The 22,214-nt window shown below is 59.6% G+C and carries 25 protein-coding genes and 1 tRNA gene; 11 read left to right on the forward strand and 15 right to left on the reverse strand.

All coding sequences use genetic code 11. The annotated features are described in order from the left end of the window. The 3 genes from ACI7MX_RS17625 to ACI7MX_RS17635 form a co-directional block, all read left to right on the forward strand. Positions 1–1,007, forward strand: a 1,007-nt coding sequence (locus ACI7MX_RS17625) for an excinuclease ABC subunit UvrC (RefSeq protein WP_405634589.1), incomplete at its 5' end; no start/stop codon positions are given. A 33-nt stretch (positions 1,008–1,040) separates the two neighbouring features. Beyond that, entirely contained in the window at positions 1,041–1,598 is a 558-nt protein-coding gene (gene pgsA, locus ACI7MX_RS17630; protein ID WP_122784402.1) for a CDP-diacylglycerol--glycerol-3-phosphate 3-phosphatidyltransferase, read from the forward strand. A gap of 66 nt (positions 1,599–1,664) precedes the next feature. After that, a tRNA-Gly gene (locus ACI7MX_RS17635) sits at positions 1,665–1,740 on the forward strand. Between the two features lie 362 nt (positions 1,741–2,102). On the opposite strand, the gene ACI7MX_RS17640 is transcribed toward ACI7MX_RS17635, so the two are convergent. The 3 genes from ACI7MX_RS17640 to ACI7MX_RS17650 all read right to left on the reverse strand — a co-directional run bounded on the left by ACI7MX_RS17640 (position 2,103) and on the right by ACI7MX_RS17650 (position 5,069). After that, on the reverse strand, positions 2,103–3,041 hold the full coding sequence (locus tag ACI7MX_RS17640) for a cyclase family protein (RefSeq protein WP_405589555.1): 939 nt from the start codon (positions 3,039–3,041) through the stop codon (positions 2,103–2,105). A gap of 194 nt (positions 3,042–3,235) precedes the next feature. Next, complete coding sequence (locus tag ACI7MX_RS17645) at positions 3,236–4,054, reverse strand: alpha/beta fold hydrolase (RefSeq protein ID WP_405589558.1); 819 nt, start codon at positions 4,052–4,054, stop codon at positions 3,236–3,238. A gap of 118 nt (positions 4,055–4,172) precedes the next feature. Then, the gene (locus ACI7MX_RS17650) at positions 4,173–5,069 is read right to left on the reverse strand and encodes a LysR substrate-binding domain-containing protein (protein WP_405589561.1); all 897 of its coding nucleotides are present in this window, start codon (positions 5,067–5,069) and stop codon (positions 4,173–4,175) included. Between the two features lie 105 nt (positions 5,070–5,174). Between ACI7MX_RS17650 and ACI7MX_RS17655 the strand changes: the two genes are divergently transcribed. The 4 genes from ACI7MX_RS17655 to ACI7MX_RS17670 are packed head-to-tail and all read left to right on the forward strand — an operon-like array spanning position 5,175 to position 8,399. After that, the gene (locus tag ACI7MX_RS17655) at positions 5,175–5,840 is read left to right on the forward strand and encodes an RraA family protein (RefSeq protein WP_405589564.1); all 666 of its coding nucleotides are present in this window, start codon (positions 5,175–5,177) and stop codon (positions 5,838–5,840) included. Beyond that, entirely contained in the window at positions 5,840–6,505 is a 666-nt protein-coding gene (locus tag ACI7MX_RS17660) for an RraA family protein (protein ID WP_405589566.1), read from the forward strand. Before ACI7MX_RS17655 ends, ACI7MX_RS17660 begins: the two co-directional genes overlap by 1 nt. After that, positions 6,502–7,137: an RraA family protein gene (locus ACI7MX_RS17665; protein WP_405589569.1), complete on the forward strand. Its 636-nt coding sequence runs from the start codon at positions 6,502–6,504 to the stop codon at positions 7,135–7,137. Before ACI7MX_RS17660 ends, ACI7MX_RS17665 begins: the two co-directional genes overlap by 4 nt. Then, positions 7,134–8,399: a pyridoxal phosphate-dependent aminotransferase gene (locus tag ACI7MX_RS17670; protein ID WP_405589572.1), complete on the forward strand. Its 1,266-nt coding sequence runs from the start codon at positions 7,134–7,136 to the stop codon at positions 8,397–8,399. The genes ACI7MX_RS17665 and ACI7MX_RS17670 overlap by 4 nt, the downstream gene beginning before the upstream one ends. Positions 8,400–8,464: 65 nt before the next feature. Here the strand turns inward: ACI7MX_RS17670 and ACI7MX_RS17675 are convergent, their stop codons facing one another. Further along, on the reverse strand, positions 8,465–9,556 hold the full coding sequence (locus ACI7MX_RS17675) for an NADH:flavin oxidoreductase/NADH oxidase (RefSeq protein WP_405589575.1): 1,092 nt from the start codon (positions 9,554–9,556) through the stop codon (positions 8,465–8,467). Positions 9,557–9,605: 49 nt separating this feature from the next. On the opposite strand from ACI7MX_RS17675, the gene ACI7MX_RS17680 reads away from it, so the two are divergent. Both ACI7MX_RS17680 and ACI7MX_RS17685 read left to right on the forward strand, forming a co-directional pair. Further along, a complete protein-coding gene (locus tag ACI7MX_RS17680) occupies positions 9,606–9,941 on the forward strand; it encodes an ArsR/SmtB family transcription factor (protein WP_405589578.1) in 336 nt (111 codons plus the stop codon). Positions 9,942–10,367: 426 nt separating this feature from the next. Further along, entirely contained in the window at positions 10,368–11,648 is a 1,281-nt protein-coding gene (locus ACI7MX_RS17685; protein WP_405589580.1) for an MFS transporter, read from the forward strand. A gap of 824 nt (positions 11,649–12,472) precedes the next feature. Here the strand turns inward: ACI7MX_RS17685 and ACI7MX_RS17690 are convergent. Together ACI7MX_RS17690 and ACI7MX_RS17695 are read right to left on the reverse strand one after the other, a co-directional pair. Continuing rightward, positions 12,473–13,033 (reverse strand): NTP transferase domain-containing protein, encoded by a 561-nt coding sequence (locus ACI7MX_RS17690; protein ID WP_405589582.1) that lies wholly within the window; start codon positions 13,031–13,033, stop codon positions 12,473–12,475. 57 nt (positions 13,034–13,090) lie between these two features. Further along, a complete protein-coding gene (locus ACI7MX_RS17695) occupies positions 13,091–13,948 on the reverse strand; it encodes a LysR family transcriptional regulator (RefSeq protein ID WP_405589585.1) in 858 nt (285 codons plus the stop codon). 109 nt (positions 13,949–14,057) lie between these two features. Between ACI7MX_RS17695 and ACI7MX_RS17700 the strand changes: the two genes are divergently transcribed. Together ACI7MX_RS17700 and ACI7MX_RS17705 are read left to right on the forward strand one after the other, a co-directional pair. Beyond that, positions 14,058–14,717, forward strand: coding sequence for an ankyrin repeat domain-containing protein (locus tag ACI7MX_RS17700; protein WP_405589588.1), 660 nt, complete (start codon positions 14,058–14,060; stop codon positions 14,715–14,717). 18 nt (positions 14,718–14,735) lie between these two features. Then, the gene (locus ACI7MX_RS17705) at positions 14,736–15,218 is read left to right on the forward strand and encodes a nucleoside deaminase (RefSeq protein ID WP_405589591.1); all 483 of its coding nucleotides are present in this window, start codon (positions 14,736–14,738) and stop codon (positions 15,216–15,218) included. Between the two features lie 18 nt (positions 15,219–15,236). On the opposite strand, the gene gspD is transcribed toward ACI7MX_RS17705, so the two are convergent. Genes gspD through gspG form a run of 9 tightly spaced genes read right to left on the reverse strand, consistent with a single transcriptional unit; the run spans position 15,237 to position 22,207 of the window. Beyond that, the gene (gene gspD / locus ACI7MX_RS17710) at positions 15,237–17,492 is read right to left on the reverse strand and encodes a type II secretion system secretin GspD (protein WP_405589594.1); all 2,256 of its coding nucleotides are present in this window, start codon (positions 17,490–17,492) and stop codon (positions 15,237–15,239) included. Further along, on the reverse strand, positions 17,489–18,001 hold the full coding sequence (locus tag ACI7MX_RS17715) for a hypothetical protein (protein WP_405589597.1): 513 nt from the start codon (positions 17,999–18,001) through the stop codon (positions 17,489–17,491). Before ACI7MX_RS17715 ends, gspD begins: the two co-directional genes overlap by 4 nt. After that, complete coding sequence (gene gspM, locus ACI7MX_RS17720) at positions 17,998–18,636, reverse strand: type II secretion system protein GspM (protein WP_405589600.1); 639 nt, start codon at positions 18,634–18,636, stop codon at positions 17,998–18,000. The genes ACI7MX_RS17715 and gspM overlap by 4 nt, the downstream gene beginning before the upstream one ends. Next, on the reverse strand, positions 18,626–19,657 hold the full coding sequence (locus tag ACI7MX_RS17725) for a type II secretion system protein GspL (protein ID WP_405589603.1): 1,032 nt from the start codon (positions 19,655–19,657) through the stop codon (positions 18,626–18,628). Before ACI7MX_RS17725 ends, gspM begins: the two co-directional genes overlap by 11 nt. After that, on the reverse strand, positions 19,654–20,376 hold the full coding sequence (locus ACI7MX_RS17730) for a type II secretion system minor pseudopilin GspK (protein ID WP_405589606.1): 723 nt from the start codon (positions 20,374–20,376) through the stop codon (positions 19,654–19,656). Before ACI7MX_RS17730 ends, ACI7MX_RS17725 begins: the two co-directional genes overlap by 4 nt. Continuing rightward, positions 20,373–20,984: a prepilin-type N-terminal cleavage/methylation domain-containing protein gene (locus ACI7MX_RS17735; RefSeq protein ID WP_314484190.1), complete on the reverse strand. Its 612-nt coding sequence runs from the start codon at positions 20,982–20,984 to the stop codon at positions 20,373–20,375. Before ACI7MX_RS17735 ends, ACI7MX_RS17730 begins: the two co-directional genes overlap by 4 nt. Continuing rightward, complete coding sequence (locus ACI7MX_RS17740) at positions 20,981–21,316, reverse strand: hypothetical protein (RefSeq protein WP_314484193.1); 336 nt, start codon at positions 21,314–21,316, stop codon at positions 20,981–20,983. Before ACI7MX_RS17740 ends, ACI7MX_RS17735 begins: the two co-directional genes overlap by 4 nt. 29 nt (positions 21,317–21,345) lie before the next feature. Then, positions 21,346–21,783, reverse strand: coding sequence for a GspH/FimT family pseudopilin (locus ACI7MX_RS17745; RefSeq protein WP_314484196.1), 438 nt, complete (start codon positions 21,781–21,783; stop codon positions 21,346–21,348). Position 21,784: 1 nt separating this feature from the next. Further along, positions 21,785–22,207: a type II secretion system major pseudopilin GspG gene (gene gspG / locus ACI7MX_RS17750; RefSeq protein WP_314484199.1), complete on the reverse strand. Its 423-nt coding sequence runs from the start codon at positions 22,205–22,207 to the stop codon at positions 21,785–21,787. Positions 22,208–22,214: the final 7 nt, after the last annotated feature.

Raw genomic sequence — 22,214 nt, forward strand, 5'->3', positions numbered from 1 at the left:
GGCGGGTGCTGGGCAGCAAGAATTTCTTCCCGCAGGTCGGTATCGAGGAGGAGGTGGGTGAAGTCATGGCTGCCTTCCTGGGGCAGTACTACATCAGCAGCCCCGAGCGCGATCTGCCGAGCGAATTGATCGTTAACGTCGAGCACGAAAGCTTCGACGCCATTATTGATGCCCTTGAAGCCTTGCGCGGTCGAGAAATGGCCATCAGTTACCGTGTACGGGGCACTCGAGCTCGCTGGCAGCAATTGGCCGTCACCAATGCCGAGCAGGCGCTGGCTGCGCGCCTTGCCAATCGCTTGCATGTGGCTGCGCGCTTTGAGGCATTGGCCAAGGTTCTCAAACTCGACGAGATCCCGCAGCGCCTTGAGTGTTATGACATCAGTCATTCCAGTGGTGAAGCCACGGTCGCCTCTTGTGTGGTATTTGGCCCTGAAGGGCCGATCAAGTCCGATTACAGGCGCTTCAACATCGAAGGCGTAACCCCGGGCGATGATTACGCGGCCATGCACCAGGCCTTGATGCGGCGCTTTAGCCGGCTCAAAGAGGGGGAGGGCAAGCTGCCTGACATCTTGCTGGTAGATGGCGGTAAAGGTCAGCTGTCGATGGCGCGCGATGTGCTCAATGAACTGGCTATTCCAGACCTTATATTGTTGGGTGTGGCCAAGGGGGCAACCCGCAAGGCAGGTTTTGAAACCCTTTACTTGAATGACGCAGCCCACGAATTCACATTGAAGGGTGACTCTCCGGCTTTGCACCTGATTCAGCAAATCCGCGATGAGGCTCACCGCTTTGCAATTACCGGGCACCGGGCGCGACGGGGTAAAACCCGGCGAACTTCAACCCTGGAAGGCATTGCGGGCGTAGGCCCCACTCGTCGTCGTGATCTTTTGAAACATTTTGGTGGATTACAGGAGCTGACTCGTGCAAGCATCGAAGAGATCGCCAAAGCACCGGGGATCAGTAAAAAGCTCGCAGAGTTGATTTATGCAAATCTGCACAGCGAGTAGAATGCCCCTCTCACCTCGTAGCCAGTTGTGCCGATGAATATCCCTAATTTGATCACCGTACTACGCGTTCTACTGATTCCTTTTTTCATCCTGCTGTTTTATCTCCCTTACAGCTGGAGTTATGTCGCCTCCAGTTCAGTCTTCGCCTTTGCGGCGGCGACCGATTGGCTGGATGGTTACCTAGCGCGGCGGCTTGAGCAAAGCACGCCGTTCGGTGCTTTTCTGGACCCGGTCGCCGACAAGTTGATGGTGGCTGTAGCGTTGGTCTTACTGGTGCAAGAGCATCACAACGTATGGCTTACCCTGCCAGCTGCCGTGATCATTGGCCGAGAGATCGTCATTTCAGCCTTGCGCGAATGGATGGCTGAGCTGGGGGCTCGTGCCCAAGTCGCAGTGTCGAACATGGGTAAATGGAAAACCGCCGCGCAAATGCTGGCGCTGGTGATTTTGCTGGCCAATCCTTCTGACTTCAGCTTTTGGGTGTTGGTGGGGTATGCATTGCTACTCGTGGCGGCGGGGCTGACCTTGTGGTCGATGCTTCAGTATTTGCGCGCGGCGTGGCCTCACTTGAAGACGACCTCGACGAAATAAATAAAACATTTTGAATCAAAGGGTTGACGCAAACTTTCAGTTCTATAGAATGCGCACCACCAAGACGCGGGAATAGCTCAGTTGGTAGAGCACGACCTTGCCAAGGTCGGGGTCGCGAGTTCGAGTCTCGTTTCCCGCTCCAAATAAAGATCTACAGAGTTGCACGCAAGTCTGTAGATCAACCAAAAAAGACGCTTCGGCGTCTTTTTTTGTTGTACCTAATTCCATCGAAGCCAAGGGCATCTGGACGGATTTTATCCAGAATCCAGTCCATTATCGGATGGCTTCGAGAGCGGATTGTTGCCGGTACCCAACCAGAATTTTGCCGAATATCTAGCCCTGAACTCAAGGTTCAGGAGGATAAAACTATGGCATCTTCCAGATGCTGCCGTCCGGCATGCGAAGTCTTTTGGCAATCACGACACCCTCGCGCAGGCATACATAATGGTTGACCCTGTGCGCTGCAACAGTCATCGCAGTGCACAGGGGGCAGCAGTAAAGTAATCAGTAAATGGCAACCGGGTTGATGTTGACCTGAGTCGAGCCAACGTACAGCGGTTGGCCGAGCACGAACAGGAACTCCCAGACCTTGTCGCGCACCAGTGCACGGCTGTCGATCAGTTCCAGGTTGTAGATGCCACGCTTGGCGAGCATGTACTGGTTGACCGGAAACTCGTCATCACCCTGTGGGCTTGGATAGACCTCAGAGGCCCAGGTATCGCCGCCGAAAGCAACGATGCCTTGGTCGGCCAGCCACTGTGCGGCTTGCATGCCGATGCCGGGCTCCACTTCGAGGAATTGCGTGTTGTCCTTGCCGATCAACTCCAGCCAGCCGGTGTTGAACAGCACCACATCGCCCTTGCGCAAGGTCAGGCCCTGCTTTTTCAAGACGGCCTGGATATCGGCCACGCTGAACTCGGTGCCACCGGGCACAACGGTCTTGTTGTAGTAGGCGGTCATGTCCAGCACCACGCCGCGAGTCACCATGGGCGGCACCTTCTCGACACCCAGTTTGGTGACGCCATCGACCGTCACGAAATCGGCGGCCTTGTTGCCGTTGTAGTACACATTGTCGATGCCGATATGGCCGATCCCGTTCAGTTGGGTGCCCACACCGGTCCACGCATTAACCAGTTCATCGTTGAAGGTGAACTTGTTCGGCCCCAGCGACTTGCCGGCCTGTTGTCCGACCTGCACGTTGTACAAGCGGAAGCTGCGATGGCGGTATGCCGGAAGGTTTTTGTCCACGGGCACTGCCAGTGGATACGTCTTGCCCTTTTTGACCAGACCGACTGCTTGCTTGACTACCTCCGGGGTCAACAGATTGGCTGCACCGATTTGATCGTGGGCACCGTATTCGGAGGGGTACCAGTCGGCTGCGCTTGCGGCCTGTATGGCCAGCGGCAATAAGGTCGCCAAGGCGATATTTGAAAAGAGCTTCATGCTGTGATCCATTGGTTTAGACAATGAATCGGAGTGTGCGGTGTTTACATCTGTGGATTAAGCCCTGTCTTAGCCAAATTTATTTGCTTTGAAATCAACAATGAAGGCTGGGCGAGCCCAAGCCTGCGTGCTGCTCGTAATGTGCAGGCTCCCCATCGGCTCTATGACGGGAAACGTGTGCGGGGCGGGGTGGCTCAGGCTTCGCTGCTCAAGCGTTGCAGGTAGGCAATACCTTCCCACATCGCGCTCGGGTTGGAATACATGGGGAAATGCCCGCAGTGGCTGATCTGCGCCAGATGTACGCCCTGACTCTGGATAGTGGCCAGGTAGGGCAGCGAGCTGTTCTGCTCGCCGTACATGAACATGCGCGGACAGGGCAGCGCGAGAAACCTGCTCATCAACCCGCCGTGATCCGACAGCCTTACCATTGATTCGAAAATCCCACGCACTGCGCCGGCACGCACCTTGTGCTTCAGGCTGGCGGCATACAGCGCGCTGGCGTAGGCCGGAGCGTGTCGGGTGCGTTCGATAAAGTCCTCAAAAAAGCGTTCAGCGTCATCTTCGGCGTACTCGTGAATCTGCCGACTCAGAAAGCAGTCGTGTGGATCAATATTGCCCTCGATATTGACGAAACTGAGCACCCGTTCTGGATGCTGATGGGCCAGCAACAGCGATGTCAGGCCGCCCATGGAGTGACCGACCAGATGGAAGCGCTGGATGCCGAAGTGCTTCAGCATCGCCAGGGCCGTTTTTACCAGCAAGGGAATGTCGATGCGCGACAGGTCTGAGCAGCCGGTTTCGCCACAACCTGGGGCGTCGTAGGCGAGGAACCCATGCCCGTTGAATGCGGCATACCGGACAACGTCCGCATAGTCTTCCTTGGTCGAGCCGAAGCCGTGCAGGAAGACCACAGGCGCTTTTTCGCCGCCTCGATACAGAGCCGCAACGTTAAGGCTGCTACCGTCGACCGTCAGCGGCACGAGGGCTCGGGAAAATGCGTGTTGAGTAGACACCGGTCTGGCTCCTGAGGTGGAAAATTGTCGGGGCCGGACTCTGGAACACGCTGACCGTTGTGTAAATTCCGGATCCAGTAATCCATCCATAGGCTGAACCTATGGAATATAACGCCTGTTATTTCGCGTCAGCCGGCAACAACGCCAGCAGCGCTTCTACCAACGGATTGGCGCGAGCGCCATTCCATACGACCGCGGCGGTCACTACGCTGAGCCGTGGCGTCAACGTTTTCAGTATCACGTTGGCCGGGGCCAGCTTTTTCATCGAAGCAGGCACCAACGCTAGCCCCTGGCCGCAACTGACGAAGGCAATCTGTGAGGCGACTGAACGGACTTCGTGCAACACCCTTGGGGAAAAACCATGGGCATTGCACACGCCGATCAGGTAATCGAAGTAATTTGGACTGACCTGGCGTGAAGACATCACCATGGGTTCGTCCACCAGATTGGCCAGGGTCAGCCGTGTGCGAGCGGCAAGCGGGTGGTCGCGGGGAATGGCAACCGCCAGGCGGTCCTCGGTCAGCGGCAGGCTGCGTATATTTTTGCCGAGGTTGCCTTCAAGGCGGGCGAAGGCCAGGTCGATATCGCCAGACTCCAGCGCCGTGATGGCTTCAGCACTGTCGATTTCACGCACGGCCACCGTGATCTGCGGGTGCTCAGCCTTGAATTGGTCTATCAGCGGTGGCAGTACGTCAATCATGGCTTGAGTGATGGCGCCGATGGTTAACACCCCAGCCTGACCGGAAACGGCTTCGTGTACCGCCAGTTCGAGCTGCCCCAGTTGCTCGGCGAATTTACGCACCGCAGGCAGGATGGCAGCGCCTGCCGGAGTCAATCGAGCGCCTTGACGCGAGCGCTCGAATAATTTGGTTTTCAACGCATGCTCAAGGATCTGAATCTGTTCGCTCAACGGCGGCTGGGACATGCCCAGGCGTTTGGCTGCGCGACTGAAATTTTGCTCCTCTGCGACGGCAAGGAAGAGCCAGAGGTGCCGGATCAGGCGGAAATTGATCATGTTTTTTCCATAGGTTGGGCGTATGAAAGCCTTAGTTGAATAGGAATATACCTATGGAATGGGTCTGTCGATACTCGGGCCTCCACACCACCAGGTCAGCTATTCATGAACGCCTCCCACCTCCTAGAACGCTTGTCCGCACTGGACACCAATACGGTGTCCGATGCTTTGGACTTCCTCGGCATGCCCGGCGCAACCTTCGGTCTGCTGCCGCTGTGGAACTGCCCGAAGATCACTGGCCGTGCCAGCACCGTGCAATTGGGCGCCAAGCAGGACGCAGCGCCGACTGCGCATCTGATTTCTCCGGTCGTGGCGCGTATCGATACTGATGACCGGGTACTGGTCATTGCCGGTGGCGCGCAAGGCATCTCCTGTTGGGGCGATATTCTGGCCAATGCGGCGCGCATGAAGGGTATCCGCGGTTCAGTGCTTGACGGGTGCAGCCGCGACATTAAGGGCAGCGAGGCCATTGGCTATCCGCTGTACGGCCGTGGGGTGACCATGATCAGCGCGCGCAATCGTCTGGTGCAGGTGGATGCCGGTTGCGCCGTGAGCATGGCCGGAGTGACGGTAAAGGAAGATGACTACGTGATGGCTGACGAGTGCGGCACTGTTTTCGTGGCCGCGGAGGTCATCGACAAGTTGCTTGAGCTGGCTGAGCGCATTGACCGACGTCAGGCGGCGATGGTCGATGCCATCAGGGCGGGATGCTCGGTCGAACGTGTGATGCACGACAGCCAATTCGAAGCCATCAATGCTGAGTACGCCTGATGAATATTGAAGACAAAGCACTCGTCGCGCTGTTCGTGGGGCTGGACACCCCGGCCGTCTCCGATGCGCTGGACACGTTGGGTCTGCCCGGTCAGTGCCTCAGTATCATGCCGCTGGCCAATTACACCCAGGTCATCATCGGTCCGGCATTCACTGTGCAATACGTCAGCGCCAGCAGCCCGCCCGGCACCGTGGGCGATTTTCTCGATGAGGTGGCGCCCGGCGATGTTGTGCTGATCGCCAATGACGGGCGCACGGACTGCACCGTTTGGGGCGACATCATGACCCAGTTCGCCTTGGCGCAGGGTATTGCGGGCAGCGTGATTGATGGTGTTTGCCGTGACGTGAGCAAGGCGCTTGGCGAAGGCTACCCGCTGTTTACCCGGGGACGCTTCATGCGCACCGGCAAGGACCGCGTCGAGGTGGTGGCAATTAACCAGCCGGTCAGTATCGGCAGCGCCCGTGCGTGCGCCCGCGACATCGTGGTCGCCGATGCCAATGGCGTGGTGGTGGTGCCGCGTGAGCGAGCTCGCGAGGTGGCAGAACGCGCTCGGCGGATAGAGCAGGTGGAAGCGCAGATCCGCGAACACCTCGCCAGCGGTAAATCGCTCAAGGAAGCCCGGGCGCTGCTCGGTTATCACTGCCTGCAAAGGAAATCGCAATGAGCCCTTATGACATTGAAACAGTCGCTCTGAGCGCCAAAGCGCTTGGCAGTTCGACGCTGTACGAAGCGTGCGGTCTGCCAACGGCGGTGGACCCGGCAATCCGCCCAGTCTGGCGAGGTGCATTGATTGCAGCACCGGCTTTCCCGTTGGAGTGTGCGCCGGGCGACAACCTGGCGTTGCATCTGGCGTTGGAGCAGGCCCCCCGAGGCAGTGTGCTGGTGGTCAGTACCGGCAATTACATCGCCGGGTATTGGGGCGAAGTGCTCACCGTCGCGGCTCAGGCTGCTGGCGTGGTGGGCCTGGTGATTGATGGCGGGGTGCGTGATATTCAGGCCATCGAGCAGCTCGGTTTCGCGGTGTTTTCGCGCGGGGTGTCGGTCAAGGGCACCGTCAAGGCTACGGCCCTGTCGGTAGGCCAGCCCATGTTCTTCAACGGGGCGCAGGTGGCGGCCGGTGATCTGGTCGTCGCCGATGCCGACGGCATCGTGATCATTCCTCAGGTTGAGGTGCCGCGCACTTTGGCTGAGGGGCAGGCGCGTTTCGACAAAGAGGCACGGATGATGGCGGCCCTGCGCGAAGGTCGTACCACCGTCGAACTGTTGGGGCTCAAACGCCCAGAGGCGATTCAATGAGTGGCGGCGATCAGCGTCTCAATTACCGCCTGGCGGCGGCTCAGCCATCAGCCACTTACCGCGTCATGGACAGAGTCGCCCAGCGCCGTGATCAAGGTCAATGTGTTCTTTCCTTGTGTGCAGGTGAGCCCGACTTCGATACTCCGCAGCACATCCGCCAGGCGGCCATTGCGGCCATCGACGCAGGCCACACGCGCTATACCCCAGTCGCCGGTTTACGTGCCCTGCGCGAGGCCATTGCGGACAAGTACCGGGTCGAGAACGGTCTGTCTGTCAGTTGGCAAGACACACAAGTCAGCAGCGGTGGTAAGCAAGTGATCTTCAATGCACTGGCCGCCACCCTCAATGACGGCGATGAGGTCATTATTCCGGCCCCGTACTGGGTCAGCTACCCGGAGATGGTGCAACTGTGCGGCGGCCGCTCGCGCCTTGTCACCTGCGGCGCCGACTGCGGCTTCAAGCTGACCGCAGCGTGTTTGCGCTCAGCCATTGGGCCGCACACCCGCTGGCTGATTCTCAACTCGCCGTCCAACCCCACCGGTGCCGTGTACAGCCGAGAAGAACTCCACGCATTGGCTGAGGTGCTGCTGGAGCATCCGAGCGTATTGATCCTCTCTGACGACATCTACGAGCACCTGATATTTGACGGCCGACCCTTTCACACCCTGGCCCAAGTGGAGCCGCGTCTGGCTGAGCGCACCCTGACCATGAACGGAGTCTCCAAGGCTTACGCCATGACGGGTTGGCGCATTGGCTTCGCCACCGGGCCGCGCTGGTTGCTGGACGCTATGGAAAAACTGCAAGGCCAGCAGACTTCCGGCGCCTGCTCGATTTCTCAACATGCGGCAGTGGCCGCACTGCGCGGGCCAAAGAACTTTCTCGACGAGAGCCGCGAAGTATTTCAGCGTCGCCGTGACCTGATGGTGGCCATGATAAATGACACGTCGGGGCTGTACTGCGCTGTGCCGCAAGGGGCGTTTTACGCGTTTGCTGATTGCGCTGCGCTGTTGGGCAAGTATTCACCGGGCGGGCGAGCCCTGCACAGCGACGAGGACGTTGCGCTGGCTCTGCTTGAGGAGGCGAATGTGGGCGTGGTGCCGGGCAGCGCTTTCGGGCTGGCGGGCTATATACGCATTGCCTATGCTCTGGATGACGTCTCGTTAAGCAATGCCTGCCTGGCGATCCAGCAGTTCTGTCGCGATATTCGTCAGGGGACGAACGCACAGCCTAGTACCAGGGCTGCCGGTTCTACTGCGCGTTAATCGATGAAAGGACCTGTCAAGCATGGGCAGAACTGCCGCGAGCAGCGCGGCAGTTTGCGGCTCAGTTACCGATAGCGCTCAAGCCAGTGAGCGTAAGGCGCGGGCAATGTCCACGAGGCGTTGTCGACGCCCAGCTCCTTGGCTGCGAAATAGGTCCAGTGCGGGTCAGCCAAATGGGCGCGCCCCACGGACACCAGGTCAAGTTGTCCGTTTTGAACGGCCGCTTGAGCCAACTGCGGTGTACCAAAACCCCAGGCGGAGGTCACAGGCAGCTCGGCTTCCCGGCGAACGCGCTCAGCGACCGGGCCCATGAATGCCGGGCCCCAGGGAATGTGGGTGTCAGGAATGGTGAACCCGACGCTCACGCTCAGCAGGTCAAGACCACCGTCCTTGAAACGGCGCGCGAGTTCGATCGATTCGGTTAGTGTCTGCTCGTCGCGGCCATCGTACTCGATGACGCCAAAGCGGGCGGTCAAGGGCAGATGTTCCGGCCACACCTCACGCACGGCAGCCAACGTCTCCAGCAGGAAGCGGCTGCGGTTTTCAAAGCTGCCGCCGTACGCGTCGGTGCGTTGGTTGGAATGCTCCGAAAAAAAGCTTTGGCCCAGATAGCCGTGGGCAAAGTGCAGCTCGATCCACTCGAAACCGGCTTCGCGAGCACGGCGGGCCGCATCGACGAAGTCCTGACGTACTCGGGCTATGTCCTCCAGGGTCATTTCCTGTGGCACCTTCGGCAGATTGGCGCCATACGCAATGGCGGAGGGCGCAATGGTTTGCCACCCGGCAGGGTTGCCTTCAGGGATGTGATCGTCACCTTCCCAGGGGCGATTGGCGCTGGCCTTGCGACCGGCGTGCGCAATCTGAATGCCCGGCACCGAACCGGCCGCCTTGATCGCTTTCACGGCGGGTACAAATGCTTGCGCTTGTGCATCGCTCCAGATGCCCGCGCATCCCGGTGTAATGCGCCCCTCAGGAGACACCGCAGTGGCCTCAACGACCACCAGACCTGCGCCGCCTCTTGCCATACTGGCCAAATGCACGAGGTGCCAGTCATTGACCATGCCATCAACGGCCATGTACTGGCACATCGGCGGAATGGCAATTCGGTTCCTCAAGGTGACGTCCTTGAGAGTAAACGGCTCAAATAGTGCAGACATAGGTCAGGTTCCTCGTAGGTTAATTCGCTTGTTCGATAGTATTCGAAATATGGCGACAATTGAAACCTTTGGTTATCATCCGTCCATGCGAGCTTTCAAACACCCCCTGCCTTCCGATTTTGTCCTTGAGCGGTTGCTGTACGCCTTGAGCGACCCCGTGCGCATGGACATTGTCCGCTATCTCGCGGGCGTGACCGAGGCCTCGTGCGGCGAGCTCGACGGTGGTCGCCCCAAGTCCAGCATGTCCCATCATTTCAGGGTCTTGCGCGATGCAGGTCTTGTGCAGACGCGAAATGTGGGCACGACGCACATGAATGCCTTGCGCGCGGAGGAACTCAATAGGCGTTTCCCGGGGTTGTTGGCCTGCATACTTGCCCAATCCTGAATCTCACTGGCTTTCAGACGGTTTAGCTCTGTCATTTGCACCACTGCGAAGCTTCCCAAGGCCTTGGCTCAAGCAGTTTCGAGTGTGGTCCGACTCAGAACGGTTATCGAGCTGAGCCATTTTAGTCGAGCCTGCGGAGCCTGTTGGTCACTGCCATGATATTCGTCGAAAAAAGCCACTGGGGCTCTTCTTCTTGTCCCTGACTGCGGCTACCATGCGCGCCCTGATTTTGTCTGCCCGGTCAATGACGAGGTGCGCGTCCAGCGCGTCTTGAACCTTGCCCGCAACTCGAACGCCTCGACTGTGGCCTCGAGCCACGCTCAATCACATGTATACACAGATCCCCCCGCCCGGCATTGCCGAGAGGGGTCGCTGTGCTGTTGCCCGGTCGAGGGTTTAATTGTTTGTTGAGGTCTTGAGTTCATTATGTCTGTGCAACTGTTAGCAATGGCGCTGGCACCGTTACTTGGGCTGTTTATCATCAGTATTGGCAACGGCATGCTTTCGTCGTTAACGACCCTTCGTCTCGATTCGTTGGGCGAGTCAGCCACGATGGTTGGCATTGTCTCGTCTGCGTACTTCATTGGGCTGACTTTAGGCTCGATCTTCAATGACCGACTGATCGTGCGCATCGGGCATATCCGAGCCTACAGCTGCTTCGCGGCCCTTATTGCCACGACCATTCTGTTTCAGGGGCTGTCTTCAGATCCCTGGACGTGGTTTGCATTACGCCTGATAAATGGCTGGGCCAGTGTGGGTGTATTTCTGGTGGTGGAAAGCTGGCTGTTGATTGCCGCCGACCCCAAGATCCGCGGGCGCCTGCTGGCCCTTTATATGATCGCCCTCTATGGCGCGGGTTTGCTGGGGCAGGCCAACCTGGGTGCCATTGCGCAGACCGGCGATACCATCCCCTTCATGATCGCGGCCATTCTGGCTTCATTGTCGATGCTACCGATTGTGATGATCCCGCGCGTGACGCCCGTGGTCGAGCGAGCAGAACCCCTTATGCCGTGGCAGTTATTGCGTGCAACGCCGACCGGAGTGATCGGCTGTTTCGGCTCAGGTCTGGCCATCGCTGCGGTCTACGCCTTACTGCCGCTGTACCTGCAACGTATTGGCCTTGATGTTACTGAGGTCGGACACATGATGGCTTACGTGATACTCGGTGCAATGCTGCTGCAATACCCGGTCGGGCGTTGGTCGGATCATCAGGACAGGCAACTGGTCTTGATCGTGCTGGCTGCGGCCTGCGCAGTGCTGTCGTTGATTATCCTGTTTTTACCGCCTGGTTCACCGTTGTTGATCGTGGCGTTTTTCCTGCTGGGTGGTGGTATTTTTGCGATCTACCCGGTTGCGGTCAGTCACGCTGCAGACCACGCGTCGTCCGGGGCTATCGTGCGGATGATTCAGGGATTGCTGTTGATCAACTCATTAGGGTGTGCCATCAGCCCGCTGGTGATTTCACCGTTGATGACGAAAGTGGGCGAAGGCGGGTTGTTTTGGGCGCTGGCAGGGCTCAATGCGGGACTCGTGGTGCTGTTTATCTGGCGCCGTGGCCAGCGTTCAGAGCCGGTGACGGCAGCGCCCTTTACCGCTGCGGCGCAGATGTCGGCAGTGGGGGTTGAAATGCGTGTGACCGAAGACCTTGCCCAAGCTGTATTTGATCATGAGCACGACGGCGAAGAGGGGCAGAGGCAAGCCGGGTAGGGGAGGCTCTTGTAGTTTTTCATGAGCGCAGTGTGCTCTAAACCGCTTGTGACCTGCTTGTGACCTGCTTGTGACCTGCTTGTGACCTGCTTGTGACCTGCTTGTGACCTGCTTGTGACCTGCTTGTGATCTGCTTGTGATCTGGCTTTTGATCTTGATCTACCGCCCCTTTCGGGAGGCCGAGTGGAGGTTCTGCGGAGTGGGTCGACCGGCATGGATGCCGGGAGAGCTGCGATCGGGCCAAGGATGGCCCGTCGCAGCGTGCCCACGGAGCGGGACCGGAGCGAGGGGCACCTGAGCGCAGCGAGGGCCGTACGCAGGGGCAAGGCCTTTTTGCTTACTTTTGTGGCTGTTTGACAAAAGTGAGCCGCCGTAAGGGCGGAACCCGTAGAAAATCTTAATACATCCAATGGATATGTACGCAGGCCAATTAAAAGCTTCGAGTACATATCCATTACATGCTTTTAACTGCAATAAAGGTTTCGCCCTTACGGCGAGGCACTTTTGTCAAACAGCCACAAAAGTACCCAAAAAGTCCTTGCCCTACCATACGGCCGAGCTCGCCTAGGCTCGCCCGGTGCCTTCACTCCGGCACTGTTATGGGGGCCCGCCGCGACGGGCCATCCTTGGCCCGATCGCGGCTGGCTCGGCGTCCTGCCTCGCCACCCCCATAACAGCACCTGCGTTCAGCCTCCTGTGATGGGCCCCAGTGTCGTCCCCACTGTTTCGGTGGCAGCAGTGAGATTGTTTTGAAGCTAAAAGCTAAAAGCTAAAAGCTAAAAGCTAAAAGCTAAAAGCTAAAAGCTAAAAGCAAGAAGCTAGACCTACTGCCCATCTGTTCCTATCAGTGACTGGACATACTGCAAGTCGTCCACAGTATCGACATCCAGCACGGTGCCTCTATCCGCCACCGCAACCCTAAGCACCTGATTATTGGCTCGATGAGCCTCAACAATACGTGCCGCCCCGCGCTCACCAGAGAGTTGCGCCAACTCATTGAAACACTCCGCGCCGAAGGCCACCGGATGGCCCTTTTGCCCATTCCAGGTGGGCACCACAACAAGCGCCGAACCAAGACCTTCAGCGACGCTGCGCAGACTCATGGCGCTAATCAACGGCAAGTCGCCGGGCAAAATCAGCCAGCCACCCGCGTCGGGCGTGGCCCGCACACCGGCAGCGATAGAGTCGCCCATGCCCTCGCCATCGGCCTTGCTCACTACATGCCACGGCAAACCAGACGCTTGGGCCGCGCGAATGACATGATCAAGTACGGTGAGCCCGCACAACGGTGTCTGCAGCTTGTTCAGTGTGCCACCCGACGCGATAAACCGCGTTGAACGGCCCGCGGCAAGGATTAGGACGACAGGCGAGTGGGGCGTGATCATGGGAAGACCTTGTTGATGATTTTTTGAAATGTTCAGGCTTGACGATGGGTCATTGGACTAACCCCTGGCAGCCAGTGTTTCGCAAAGTGTCACAAGTTGCAGTTTCAGCAGGTTACCCGCATGGCTGAGTCCCTGCAGGCCGTAGAGCGCCAAAAATACGCCCTGAATATCAGGCAGGCCACTGTCCGCTTCCAGCACTTTATGCTGCGCATTGATGACTCGCTCTGGCAGCAAACTGATACCCAACCCGGCAGCCACGGCAGCACAAACGCTGGCCAAGCTGGCACTTGAGTAACTGATGCGCCAGTTCCAGCCACCCATTTCCAAATGATGAAGCATTTCATTGCGGTACAAACCGTCCACGGGAAAGGCCACCAGAGGCAAGGGCTCGCGCCGCAATGCGGGTGTTGAGCGACTGTCCACCCAGCACATGCGCTCCGGCCAGCACCCCAGGCAATCCGTGCCCGGGCCCATCTGTTTGACCAGCAGCAGGTCGAATTCCCCCTGGCGATACAGGCGCATCAGTTGCGGGCCCAAACCGCTGGTGACTTCTAGCCGTACGCCCGGATGCTCCAGACCGAATTGCGCGAGGATGGGCATCAGGCGTTCAGCAGCAAAGTCTTCAGGCACGCCCAAACGTAACACCCCTTCACTTGTCAGATTGGACAGCACATCGCGGGCTTCTTCTTGAAGCGCCAGAATGCGTCGCGCATACGCCAGCAAGCGTTCGCCCTCGGGTGTGGGCATGACTCGACGCTGTTCTCGGTCAAGCAATTTGCACCCAAGGCTGTCCTCCAGACGGCGTATTTGCTGGCTGACCGTTGACTGGGTGAGGTGCAAGCGCTGCGCCGCGCGGGTGAAATTGGCGCAGTCCACCACCGCAATAAAGCTGCGAAGCAGAATAGGATCGAACATGGGTACCGCCATTCGCATTGCCACTGAAAAGCATGTTTATATTTAATTTCAGAATGCTTGCGGTGCTGACCATACTGGCTTTTCAATGCGTTGATAAGAGGGGCAGACCATGGCGGGGCCAACCGTTAAAAAAGCGCTGTTGACGGCCGGGCTGTTGATGGCCGGTGTGGTCATGGCAAGCGACACGCCACTGCTGACGGCCGTAAAAGACGGTGAGCTGGGCAGGGTGCAGCAATTGATCAGCGAAGGTGCCGATGTCAACGTCCGCACACTGGATGGCAGCAGTGCGCTGCTGCTGGCCACCCGTGCCAACCAAATCGATATCGCTCAGGCGCTGATCGCAGCCGGTGCCAATGTTAACCAGAAGAACCTGATCCACGACAGTCCTTACCTGCTGGCGGGTGCCAGTGGGCGCAATGAGATTCTTCAAGTGCTGCTGGCCCATGGCGCCGACCTTAAGAGTACCAACCGCTATGGCGGCACGGCGTTGATCCCGGCGTGTGAGCGCGGTCATGTTGAAACGGTACGCCTGTTGATTGCCGCCGGGGTTGATCTAAACCATGTCAATCGACTGGGCTGGACCTGCTTGATGGAGGCCATCGTGCTGTCTGACGGCGGGACCGCCCATCAGCGCATTGTCCGCCAATTGATCGACGCCGGAGCCAATCTTGACCTGCCTGACAGCGACGGCGTGAGCCCGTTGCAACAGGCGCAAAAGCGCGGCCAGAACGAGATTGCCCTGATGCTGCGCAACGCTGGGGCACACTGATTGATGATGGGAGTTTGTATGCACAACGATGAGTATTACTTGAACCGGGCCGTGGAATTGGCGGCCAGGAATGTGGCTGAAGGTGGACGGCCCTTTGGCGCCGTGCTGGTGAAAAACGATCACGTACTGGTTGAAGCAGTCAACAGCATTCATCTCAGTCACGACCCCACCGCCCACGCTGAATTGCTGGCGATACGCAGTGCCAGCCAGCAACTGGGGACGCGTCTGGACGGCTGTGTGATCTACGCCAGTGGCCAGCCGTGCCCCATGTGTTTAAGTGCGATGCACCTGTGCGGTATTGCACGGGTGGTGTATGCCGCCAGCAATGAGCAGGGCGAACCTTTCGGGTTGTCGACCGCCGCGATTTACCGGCAGATGGCGCTGCCCTTGGGCGATCAGGCGTTGCCACTGCAACACCTCGGTCAGCCTGCCATGATCGGGATTTATCGCGAGTGGCAGGCTCGCCAGGTGCCGCACGGATCAGGCGCAGGTCGCGAGTAATCAGTCGCCGGGCGCGTGTTACTGCGTCGGTTTGAGCAGTTGTAACTGCTGGCGGTAGTCATCCGTTACTTGTCGCGCCTGGCTGTTGCTGGTGACCACGCGCGGGGTGATCAGCACGATAAGCTCTGTGCGTTTCTTGCTTTTGCTGGTGGTGCCGAACAACCAGCGCAACCCTGGAATGCGGCCCAGATACGGCACGGTGGACGCGGTGTCGCTGTTGTCCTGTTTGATCAACCCCCCGAGCAATACCGTCTGGCCGCTTTGGACCGCCACTTGCGTTGACACCGAACGGGTGGAAATACGCGGGTTGCCGTTGTTGTCCAACGCGGTACTGGTATTGGCGTCACTGACCTGCTGCTTGATGTCCATGTACACAAGGCCACCCGGATTGATGCGCGGCAAGACATCCAGAATGACCCCGGTCTGCACGTATTCAACACTGCTCAGCGTAGTGTCCGAGACGTTGGTATTGACCGTGGTCTGGCTGATGGGGATGTTGTCGCCGACCTGGATCTGCGCCTGCTGATTGTTCATGACCACCAGCGAGGGGGCTGACAGCACTTGCGTTCGGCCGTTGGTTTCCAGCGCATGTAGCGCCACTTGCAGGTTGCTGCTGACAAAGGAATAGAACAAGGAGTCCGCTGCCCCCAACCCCGCACCACCGCCACCCAGCGCACCCTGACTGCCGGATGCATTGGCCACGGTGGTGCTGGCGGAGTTGCCGGCCAGACGCCCCAGGTACCATTGCACGCCCAGATCAAGCTCGCCGCTGAGGTTGACTTCGAGAATCCGCGTTTCGATCTGCACCTGCATCGGCGCATTGTCCAGGCGTTTGACGGCTGCTTCGATCTCGGCCCATTGCGCAGGGCGTGTGCGTATCAGCAACTGGTTACTGCTGACCTGCGCCGTAATGCGTGTGCTGTTATCCAGCCGCTGGCTGGCGCCCGATTCGGTACCCACGGCCTCAATGCCAGTGCCTCCCATGCCACCGGCGTTATCGTCGGCGACCTCAGTTTCGCTGTCATCCTCGGTTTGTTGCAGACTGTCCTGGCTGTCGCTACTGGCGTTCAGGCCCATGTCGCTTGTGTTGCTGGCAGCGCCCGTGAGAGAGGACAGTGAACGGGTACGCAAGCCGGGCGCAACCTTGGCCGCGCGCTCATCCTTGATCTGCCCGTTGCCGTAGATCTGGCGCAGGTATTTGGCCAGATCAGCCGCTTTCATATTGCGAACGTCGTAGACGTACATTTGCGGCTCATTGCCGCCACCCTCATCGATGGTATGAATCCAGTCACCGACTTCGCTCAGATAGCGCGGTTGCGATGAGATGGCCACCACTGAGTTGGTTCGTTCATTTGGCAGAAAACGCACCATGCCCGCCAACGGCATGCCGCTGTCAGGACCGAAGATTTTTTGCAGTTGCGGCATCAGCTCACCCACGCTGGCCCGTTGCAAGCCATACACGCCAATGGACATGCCCTTGAGCCAGTCAACATCGAAGGTGTCGATGGTGTCCTGATAGTTGGCCAACTCATCGGGTGTACCGGCGAGGCTGAGCACATTGCGCGCCGGATCGACCAGCAAAAAGGCGTTGTCGCGGGCGAAAGGCTTGAGCAATTTCTTCATCTCGATGGCCGAGATGTAATGCAGCGGGAACAGTCGCGCAGACAGCCCATTGGAGGGCCGAGCCACCGGCATTTCGGGCACCAGTTTGCCCGCCACCGCCTGATTGGCAGGCAGGATCACGTAACGGCCGCCCTGACGGATCATCGCGTTGTCGGTCCATGACAGCAGGGTTTCCAGAATCGACAGCGCCTGTTGTTTGTTCACCGGCTTGGACGTCGAGAAGCTGACCTCGCCTTTGACACCCTGATTGATGCTGTAATTTTCGTGCAATAAATCACCCATTACGCTGTTGATCACGGCTTCAATCGGCTGATTGGTGAAGTTGAATACAATGTCGCCGCTTGCGTCTGCGGGGGTGTTTGCAGTTGAGGGTGACACCGCCGGGACGGGAGGGCGGACAAATGTCTGGTTGCCTGTTTTGATCTGCTGGCGCGGTGAGGCCTTGGCGCTCGCGCCGGTCGGCGGCGGCAGTCGATCAGGCTCGCTCAAGGGTGCACGCTGCGACCCGGTGCCCTGGAGTGCTTCCTGCATCAGCGCCGGGTCGTTTTCATAATGCTCCGGTGTGGTGGCGCAACCGGCCAGTGCGACCGCGGTAGCCAGGCACAGCAGTGGGCTGCGCAAACGGGGAAACTCAAGGTAGCGATTGTTCATGGTGTGGGTACGTCTGGAAGGGTAATTAGGGGCGCTTTCGAAGGGGGCGGAAGGCGCAGCAGGGGCAGGCGCAGTTCGCGCGTCTGGCCCTGAAGACTGAAGGTGGCGTGTTGTGGCCTGGCGCCGATCAACGTCCAGCCGTTATCGAGCGTGCTGCCGACAGCCAGTTTCAACGTGTGCTTGTCTGGCATGCGCAGCAGTACCCACTGCGCTTGCCCGGTGATGATTACGCCCGTGAGGCGGATTCCGTCGAGCGAGCCCTGGTCTTTTCCGGTGATCAGGTCGGGCGTGCGCTGGGGGCTGAACATTGACTGTTGCCAGGTCAGTGCCAGTGCCTGCAAAGACAGGGACTGCATCACTTGGGGCGGCGTGACGGGCGCTGCTTCACGTGGGCGAGTGGCGGGCAGCCAGTCAACAGTCTGGCCCGCACCCAACAACAGGCTGATGGCCGCGGCGGTGAGCAGGGCAGTACTGGTCAGTAGCACCAGGGTAAGGCGATCGAGCCTCATGCTTCAGGCTCCTCGGTCGTAACAGGGCGGCGGTTCGGCAGCGTCGGTGCCCGTTGCATATAGCCGCGCAGCAACAGGTGCACTTGCAAGCGTCCGGCGCCACCACTCGCGGGCGCTGAAGTTGAGCGACGCAGGCTCAGGTTATCGACGAAAAGAAAGGGTTGCCCGTATTCAAAGTCGTGCAGCAGGTTGGCCAAGGGTTCCATTGCGCAATCCAGGGTCAGGCTGACTTTCACCTGACGATACGGTTCGCCACTGTCCTGCTCCGGTGTGATGGGCATGCGTTGTGTCACCTGACATCCCGGCCCTTGGTTGGCGTGTGCCTTGACCCGGTCGAGGCTGTATTGCATCAGGTCGGCGGCGACTGCACTGGGGTCTAAGCCGGGCAGCAGGCTGGAGCGGCTGGACGGGTCGCGCCGCGCAGCCAGCAACTGCTGTTGCAGGCGGTCGCGTTGTTGCACGACCCCGGCATAGTGTTGCTGTTGCGCACGCAGCGTCTCGGCCTGCTCCTCAAGGTCACTCAACGGATCAAGGAACCAGCTTTGCACCAGCAGCCACCAGGCGGCCCAAAGCAACAAGGCCAGCACGATCAGGGCAGCGCCACGGCGCTCGCGCGGGGTTAATTCACGGCGCATCGGTGGCCTCCTTGCGCAGTTGCGCGCGCAGGGAGAAACGCTCTTTGCCGGTGTCGGCATCGGGCTGGATGATGCCCTGGAACTGCGCGTCACTCAGGGTTTTGCAGTCCTTCATGCGGGTTATCAGTGCACTGGCCTTGGCACTTTGCCCGGAAAGAGAAACACCTGCGCCGTCATCGATTTCCAGTTGTTCGACCCAAGTGTCCGCACCGAGGCAACCGGTAAGGTCGACCAAGACGCTGGACAGGCTTGGCTGCGCGGCTTTGAGTCGGGCCAAATACTGTGCGGCGCCCTGAGTATTGATCAATTCGCGGCGCAGCTTTTGCACCGCCTGCACGTGTTCGCGCTGTTCATCGACGCGGTGCTGCATAGCGTCGACCATGCGCGTACGGGCATTTAGCCAGAGCGCCATGCATCCCATCATCAACGCGCAGCACGTCAGCGCCAGATAGCCGGGTAATCGAGCGTGTCGCCGGCGCGGTGGTTTCTGCTCGGTGGGCAACAGGTCAACGCCCAGTGGCCGGCCATCCTCATCGAGCCCGTCGACGGCCTGCATCGCCAGACCTTGTGCCATGCAGGCGTCAATGACCGGTTGCAGCCGTTCGCGCAGAATCGCGACGAGCAGCACCTGTGCTTGCGCACCTTCCTTGCTGGTGACGCGTGCGACGTAGTGCAGCTGATCGCGGGGGTAGGGCGTGTATTTATCCAGTACAAAACCAATGACGGCGTGCAGGTCACGCAAGGCCGCGGTGGGCAGTAGCAGTGTCTGGGTCAGCAGCATGTTGGCCGGCAAGACCAGAATCAGTCGCTCGTTGTGATGCACTTCAATCGGCCCGGTTAATGGCCAGCTGATCAATCGTTTGTTTACCTGCTTGAATAAACGCGCCCGCGCAGCAGCAGGCAGCAGGGTGTGCAGTTCGTTCAGCCATGCCACCCATAGCTGCCGGGCACGACTGTCACGCCATTGGCGATGAAGTTCGGCCTGGAGCGGGGCGAGTTGCTTTGAAAGTAAATGCTTCATTCTTGCCAGCGCAGGACCCGGTAAGGCCTGACACCCTCCTTCGATGGGTTCAATAACAGCGTGACGCTGAGCGTTTTGCTAAAGCCGCCGGGTAATGTCGCCCGGCTTTGCAGGGTGATGACGGGGCCAGCCTCCTGGGCTGTACCGCTGCCTTGGGGCAGGTTGAGGGCACGGCGTAGCCACGGCGAAGCCAGGCGTGCATCCGGTGTGGGCAGTCCGCTCCACAGGGTCAGGTGCTGACTGGCGCACGTATAGCTGTGCTGATCCATGCCCGCCAGTTCGCGCACTTCCTCAATCGTGCGCAGAGGGGGGCGCTCGCCTCTGCGGCGCTGGTTCAGCGCTTGCGCCAGTTGCCCGGTGTGCTCCGCCGAGCCGCCGCAGGCCAGAAGCAGCCTTACGAACAATTCGTCGGGTGCGGCGTTGATGTCCAGTTTTCCCGTTTCGCTGGTCAGGCTGACCGTCAACGAGGCCTCGTCAAAATGCAGCGCGTGCGGCTGACCGTCTGCCCTCCAGCGACGCAGTGGATCGCGGTCCAGTTGCGCCAGCACCGCCATCCCGATGCCCGCTTCAGCCGCCAGCAGTGCTTGGGTCTGTTGGTGTTGCCACAGGGCTTGCCGATTTTGCAGATGCACCCAGCCCACCAGTCCGGCCAGCAACGTGCTCAACAGCGCCAGCACCCACAGCACCAACAACAGCGCCACACCGCGTTGGCGCTTCATAAGGTTCGAGCGTCTGAGGACAGGTCAAGTCGCAGGTCGATACTTTGCAACGGCCACGTCACTGGCCCTGCCAGGTGTGCATCGACGCGCACACTGGTCGGTAAGCGTGCGGGCCACGGCCAGTGGTCCAGCCAGTCGGTGGCCTCACCCTTGGGCGAGATACCGCGATAGCTGAAGTTCACGCTTTGCACTTGATGCAACAGCACCTGCGGTTCCTGCGCAGGCAGCAAAGACTGATCGCGCAGACGCTGCACAATCACCTGCAACCGTTGGCCCGCCGCCAGCGTCACGCTGTAGCGATACACACCGCCGCCCAGATGGGCCGAGAGCGGCGCGTAAAAATGCACGCTGTGGGGTTCGCCCACGAACACTGGCGACTGCTTAACGCCGGGAGCCGAGGCTGCCAGCGGCAACGTCTGGCCGATGGCTGAGCGCAGAAAATTCTGCGTGGAGCGCACTTCGTCCAGACGCGTGCTGTAGCGCTCGGCTTTGGCCATTGCTCGATTGGCACCCGTGATCGCCCCAGCAATCAGCGTCAGCAGAACGCCGAGCAGGCTCAACACCACCAGCACTTCGAGCAACGTAAAACCTTGCGCCGCACGCTTCATGGGGGCGCTCCCGCACCGGCACTGCGCACTTGCATCGTGGCGTAGTGCGCGTGCCGAGTGCCGTCGCTGAGTTCAAGCTCAAGTCGCCAGGCCTTGAGCGGGGCATTGCCTGCCGGCAGCGCACTGACATTCAGCCGCCACGCTACGCCCGACCAGCGTCCTTCAGTGACGCCTGCCTGTATAGGGCCCACGTTGGCTTCGGCCATCAGAGAGCGCGCTGTCAAGCTCAACCGATCACTGCGCTGTGCCTGTTGCAGGGCACGGGCGCTCTGTCCGAACGCGGCCACCAAGACAGTGCTGCACACCGCCAGAACGGCGAGGGCAGCCAGCATTTCCAGGAGGGTGAAGCCCCGTTGGCCGTTCACTTGAGGGCGCGCAACTGAACGCTGCCCGTGAGCCAATTAATATCGATCCGCCACTTTTGGGCGTCGCGTGTCAGCAACAGATTGCCGCCGCTCGAGCCGCCATCCGGGTAAAACTCAAACGCCGAGCCGATCCCTTCGGCGGTTTGCAGCTGCACGTGCATGTCCGCGGGCAACTGCCTGACGTTTTGCCGTGGCCCTTGAAAGCGGCCGCTGTTCAGATCAAAACGCGTCTGCGCCGGCTGCCCGGTAACGATGGCCTGAACCCGTGCCGCTCGCAGTGCTTGAACCACTTCGCTCAAGGCGCGGCGTTCATGGGCGCTGTGCAGGCCTTTGCCCACGCCTGAGCCCACCAGCGCGACGCAGATGCCGATCAATGCAATCACCACCAACAATTCGAACAGGGTGAAGCCGCGCGCGCGGGTCAGGGGGCGCATGTTATTCCCAGTTATCCAGATCGGCCTTATAGCCATCGCCGCCGGGTTGCCCATCCTGACCGAAGAAAATCAGGTCGAAGCTGCCGTGCTCGCCGGGGTAGCGATAGCCAAACGGGTGGCCGAACGGGTCCTTGAGGTCAGACGGTTTGGCGTACGGCCCGGCCCAACCGCTGCTGTTGGCGGGCTTGGTGATCAGCTGCTGCAAATTGGCCGGCGGGGTGCCGACATCCAGGCCGTAGCTTTCGACTTTCATGCCCAGGCTGGCCAACTGAGCCTTGCCGGCGCCGTACTTGCCTTTGTCGACGTTACCGCCGACTTGACGTACGACGATGGTAGCCACGATACCCAGCAGCACGATCACCGCGAGCATTTCCAGCAGGGTGAATCCGCCCTGGCGGGGTTGGACGGGTTTGAATCGAGTCATAGGGGCT

It is taken from the genome of Pseudomonas sp. 2024-210, from assembly GCF_045062345.1.
Lineage (GTDB): Bacteria > Pseudomonadota > Gammaproteobacteria > Pseudomonadales > Pseudomonadaceae > Aquipseudomonas.